This is a genomic window from Hungatella sp., assembly GCF_046966825.1.
In genome coordinates, this window is sequence record NZ_JBKVCZ010000260.1 from 1 (window position 1) to 3356 (window position 3356).

Genomic DNA, 3356 nt, shown 5'->3' on the forward strand with positions numbered 1-3356 from the left:
TATCAAAGCCATGGCCGCCAGAAACAGCCCGATCACCGAGGTGATAAGACCCGCCCTGGCGTATCCCTCCATCGTGTCCCCTGCCTTCGACAACAGCGCAAACAGGATTCCCAGGCTGCCAAAAATCACCCCGCCGTAACAGCAGCAGGAGGTGACGATCCCGATGATCCCCATGATCAGGGAAGCCAACGCCATGCTGCTCTGCTTTTGAGGCTGCGTATACGCAGGATTAGCCGCCTGCCGGTATTCGTCCCGGTAATAGCTGTTCTGGTAGTTGGGCTGCTGGTAGTTGGGCTGCTGGTAGTTGTTTTGCTGACGGTTGTCCTGCTGCCAGTTGTCCTGCTGCCAGTCGCCCCTCTCGCGGTTGTCCTGCTGCCAGTTATCGTTCTGCCTGTATTCTTCTCTGCCCCAGCTCTCATACTGTCTGCTTCCGGTATCCGGATATCCATTCAACTCATGGAAATCAGATCCCGTTCCGCTGTTCTGCGTGTCGTAACGGTCAGCTGCGTCTTCTGCTGCTGGTTCTTCTGCGGCAGCTGGCGAATCTTCCTCTGCATTCGCCAGTTCTTTCTCTGCATTTGCCGGACTCTCTTCTGCAGTTACCAGACCCTCTTCTGCAGTTGCCCGACTCTCTTCTGCATTTACCGGACTCTCTTCTGCAGTTGCCCGACTCTCTTCTGCAGTTGCCCGACTCTCTTCTACATTTGCCCGTCCCTCTTCTATATTCGCCGGTCCTTCCTCTGTATTCACCGGTCTTTCTCCCGCGCCGGCCAGCCCTTCCGCTGGTGTCAGCCCTTCCGCTGGTGTCAGCCCTTCCTCCACCGGTTCCCTTCTGGAATCAGGACCATCATATCCATACAGCCTGTCTTCTTCCATATCCTGCCTCCCATTCTGTCTGTTTGTAAATCTGTATATATTTACCTATTATACAGCACGAACGAGTATCTGTAAAATTAAGTTTTTCTTGCACTCGTCTATCCGTACACGAAAAACCAGGCGTTTAAAACGCCTGGTTCGTTTCTTTCTGCCCCTATATGAGTCCCTGTTATCAGGCTGATGCCTTTTAATAGGAATCGCTCTCCACATGCTCCTGCTTGGCCAGCTTCACGATCCGGCTGGTTCCAAGCCGGTCTGTTCCCAATGCCAGGAACTTTTCTGCATCCGCTTCGCTTCCGATTCCTCCTGCTGCCTTAATCTTCACGCCAGCGTCCACATGGGCTTTAAACAATGCGATATCCCCGAAGGTCGCACCCGCTTTTGAAAATCCGGTGGAGGTCTTGATAAAATCGGCTCCGGATTCCGATACGATCCGGCACATGGTAATCTTTTCATCCTCTGTCAGCAGGCAGGTTTCTATGATTACCTTTAAAATCCGTCCCTTACACGCCGCCTTCACAGCCTGAATCTCGGACTTCACGGTCTCATAATCGCCATCCTTTAGCGCACCGATTGAAATCACCATATCAATCTCATCCGCTCCGTTCCTTACCGCATCCTCCGTCTCAAACACCTTCACTTCCGCTGTCTGGTATCCGTTGGGAAACCCGATAACCGTGCAGACCTTCATCCGGTCTCTCACATACTCCTTTGCCCGTTTCACATAGGAAGGCGGAATACAGACGGATGCGGTCCGGTACTCCACTGCATCGTCACAAATCTGTTTTACCTCTGCCCATGTTGCTGTCTGTGTCAGCAGGGTATGATCCACCGCGCTTAAAATTTTCTGATCCATCCGTTCTTCCTTTCTATCCGATCACTTCCTCCAGAATCGTATTCAGCAGCTCCACAAACGTCTTTTTCACTCTCGCTGCGGTCTCCACCACTTCCTTATGATTCAGCGGCTGTTCCAGAATTCCGGCACCAAAGTTGGTAATGCAGGAGATTCCAATCACCGGAATTCCGCAGTGCGCGCAGACGATCGCTTCCGGCACGGTTGACATTCCGACCGCGTCGGCGCCCAGGATTCCTGCCAGCCGAACCTCGGCCGGAGTTTCATAGCATGGCCCTGAAAACATCATATAGACGCCTTCCTCCAGCTTAATACCCTTCTTCGCAGCAGCGCTCCGCAGACGAGTCCGCAGTTCCGCCGCATATACCCGGGTCATATCGGGAAAGCGCGGTCCGTCCTCTTCCCAGTTCGCTCCCATCAGCGGATTTCCGCCCGAATAATTGATGTGATCCCGAATCATCATCAGTGTACCTGGATCAAAATTCCGGTTTACGCCCCCTGCGGCATTGGTCAGCACCATGTACTGAACCCCCAGCCGCTTCATAATTCGCACCGGAAGCGTTATCATTCTCTGGCTGTAGCCTTCATAATAGTGGACTCTGCCCTGCATCGCAATGACGTTCTTTCCTTTGCAGGTTCCCAGCACAAACTGTCCTGCATGCCCCGCCACCGTGGAGACCGGAAAATCCGGAATCTCCCCGTACGGTATCACCACCGGATTCTCAATCTGCTCCGCGTAGTCACCCAGGCCGCTTCCAAGAATCAGGCCGATCTCAGGCACAAAATCTGTCTTTCCCCTAATAATCCCAATACTATTTTCGATGATCTCTCTTTCATTTAACATATCTGTATCCCCAATCCTTCTTTTAGACCCACTGCTCCAATCCGAGTCTTACATACTGCTCGTCCGGCGCGTCATTTTCCTTCATCATACGCACCATGTTCCGGATCATCCGCTCCTCAGTCGCCTTGTCCTCCAAAGGATGCTCCTGGCCCGGATCTGTCTCCGTATCATAAAGTAAAGTTCCGTATTCCATCAGTGATCTCGGCGGAAATCCCAGCGTACGGATACCGTAGCCGCCCTTTATTCTCAGCATGGGACAGCCCTTTGTAAAGGAAAATCCCCCGTGGAGAACCGCCGTTTTCAGTTCCTCCACCGTGATTGCTCCCGGATAGCTGGTCGGTTCCACCACATAGTTAAAGAGCTCCTGTTCCTTATCCGGCATCGGACATCTCATATACACGTATCTGCCGTCTGTGATATTTACATGAATTCCATGCTGGCCAAAGAGCGCATAATCTCTGATCTTCTTATCGCTCTCAATCGTCTCACGGAGCGGACGTCCCTCCATATCCGCCGGAATTGGAAGCCCGAAATACTCCAATAAGGTTGGGGCAAGATCGATAGTCTGTACCAGCGCCTGACGGCGTTCCCCGCAGACTCCGGTTCTCGGATCCCAGACGAAAAGCGGCGTATGCGCCAGCTCATTATAATACGGCATCATCATCTTTCCCCACCAGTTATGCTGGCTCAGCATGAAGCCGTGATCCGTATTGACGATCAGCATGGTGTCTTTCCACAGGTCATACTCGTCCATCATATCCAGCACCTTTCCCAGATACGTAT

At 52.5% G+C, this 3356-nt stretch carries 4 protein-coding genes; all 4 read right to left on the reverse strand.

Features of this window, described 5'->3' with window-relative positions:
- The coding region (locus ACLTD4_RS33450) for a hypothetical protein (protein WP_412331960.1) at positions 1-876 on the reverse strand (876 nt) is incomplete at its 3' end.
- Positions 877-1063: 187 nt separating this feature from the next.
- A complete protein-coding gene (gene deoC / locus ACLTD4_RS33455) occupies positions 1064-1732 on the reverse strand; it encodes a deoxyribose-phosphate aldolase (RefSeq protein WP_117621671.1) in 669 nt (222 codons plus the stop codon).
- Positions 1733-1745: 13 nt separating this feature from the next.
- Positions 1746-2573 (reverse strand): purine-nucleoside phosphorylase, encoded by an 828-nt coding sequence (locus ACLTD4_RS33460; protein WP_117621670.1) that lies wholly within the window; start codon positions 2571-2573, stop codon positions 1746-1748.
- Between the two features lie 22 nt (positions 2574-2595).
- On the reverse strand, positions 2596-3356 hold a 761-nt coding region (locus ACLTD4_RS33465), incomplete at its 5' end, for a sulfatase/phosphatase domain-containing protein (RefSeq protein ID WP_412331961.1).

Excerpts from the sequence above, each read along its gene's own strand:
- deoC (WP_117621671.1), bottom strand. The coding sequence starts at position 1,732 with ATGGATCAGAAAATTTTAAGCGCGGTGGATCATACCCTGCTGACACAG.
- ACLTD4_RS33460 (WP_117621670.1), bottom strand. The coding sequence starts at position 2,573 with ATGTTAAATGAAAGAGAGATCATCGAAAATAGTATTGGGATTATTAGG.